Genomic DNA, 1,596 nt, shown 5'->3' on the forward strand with positions numbered 1-1,596 from the left:
GCTTGTTCGAATAATGCGCAACCGAGTGTTTGTGCAATCGCCGCCAGAGGGCGTCATAGCTGTACTCGACCTTGAGCTTGTCGTCACTGTGGCTATCGTGGATATCGGTCAGTTGCCCGGCAGCATCGGGCTAACCGTCCGGCCGGGTTCCAGGCCTGGGTCTGCATCAGCCTGTTGCCCTGATGGCGCACCACTTCACGGTGCAGGTCATCGCACTCGTAGCTGAGTATTTCGTGATGGTCGAGCTTCATGACCGTGCGATCGTAGGCAAGCTCTCGGACTGCGACTAATCAGTCAGGTGAGTCGTACGTTCGGCCAGCCACGCAGGTCAATATTGCGTTGACCGCACTACCAACAAGGCATATCCCGCATATTTTCGATAAACACTAGACGCCCATGATCACCCACCAAGCGTTCTAATCTGTTAAGAAAATAATCTATATCATGGGAAATCAAATCAAACGCCCCCCACCCGTGCTCTTCCGAGTGCTGTAAAATCCCAAAGTACTCGCACGAAGACAGCAAGTGTTTATATAGTTCATTTTCGAGGCGACCACCATCCCTCATAAACTCAGCCAGCATGGAAGGCAGAGGCACTTCAATATGCTTATGCCGGGAAATGATATTATATTTTTTTAAACTCAATACATAACGCTCATGCTCCACCAACAAACCATTGAACGCACCACCTTTATCTTTGAAAAAATAATCTGGCATTCCACCCTCACGCCGTTCTCCTGGGTGGAAAATAGTGTCAGGAGCATCAAGGCAATAGCACTCGCAAAGTAACGCTTTCAGGATACTTCGCGCCGCTGGACTAACGTTAAACCCCAACAACCCATTTGTACCACGAGCCATAACAGCAGCAAACTCATCCTCATCACTCGCTGGCAAAGAAGATATAAGATCACTGCCTCCTTTCTTGAAATATTTGAATTTCGACCTGTGAACCAAGATATCCAACATTTTCCCAATCACCCTGGATAAGTAATCACTAATGTTTCGCCTTTTTTGTTTCTTGCGTGCACGTGCGGCCCATTATGATGCTCAGGAAATACTTCCCCCACCATGTGAGGGTGCCCATCTGGGTGATCAAAAACTAGCGAAGTATCATTTCCTCTTCGCCCAAGCATACTTCCTCTAGCGCACAGGCAAGCATAATTTTTTCCTTTACTCTCATCCCTAAGGATATCTGTAGTGATTTCCTTACCTCCTCGACCAACCCTCGGAACTTGAGCATGCTGCTGTGCAAGCCTCAACGCATGCGCACGGCTTCTCGCAGCAACAACTTTCTCCAGTCCGAGTGGGTCCGTCCATTCGACAGGGTTTGCTGCATACAGGTAAAGATTTAATCCACCCGAATAACTAATCGGGTCGTTGCTAACAAACCGCCCAACCCCCGGATCATAGTACCGATACCGGTTGTAATGCAGCCCAGTCTCCCGGTCGTGATACTGCCCCTGAAACCGTATTGGGTTACTTAGCCCAACCTGCCTTGCCCAGCCCGACCGCTCCTCATGCACCTCCCCCCACGCCTTGTACTGCCCCGCCCACGCCACCGCCCCATGGTGGTCAGTCAGTTCCATCGGCGTGCCC

The 1,596-nt window shown here is 50.5% G+C and carries 1 protein-coding gene and 2 pseudogenes; all 3 read right to left on the minus strand.

All coding sequences use genetic code 11. The annotated features are described in order from the left end of the window. A pseudogene (locus DN388_RS17095) lies at positions 1–251 on the minus strand (hypothetical protein); the annotation flags it as partial. 97 nt (positions 252–348) lie between these two features. Next, positions 349–966 carry a hypothetical protein gene (locus tag DN388_RS17100; RefSeq protein ID WP_146095004.1) on the minus strand — a complete coding sequence of 206 codons (618 nt, stop codon included), beginning with the start codon at positions 964–966 and terminating at the stop codon, positions 349–351. Positions 967–1,295: 329 nt separating this feature from the next. Beyond that, a pseudogene (locus tag DN388_RS17105) lies at positions 1,296–1,596 on the minus strand (RHS repeat-associated core domain-containing protein); the annotation flags it as partial.

The sequence above is a fragment of the Pseudomonas sp. S12(2018) genome, assembly GCF_024355235.1.
Taxonomy (GTDB): domain Bacteria; phylum Pseudomonadota; class Gammaproteobacteria; order Pseudomonadales; family Pseudomonadaceae; genus Aquipseudomonas; species Aquipseudomonas palmensis.

Bases quoted from the DNA above. Each gene is read 5' to 3' on its own strand.
- DN388_RS17100 (WP_146095004.1), bottom strand. From the start codon at position 966: ATGTTGGATATCTTGGTTCACAGGTCGAAATTCAAATATTTCAAGAAA.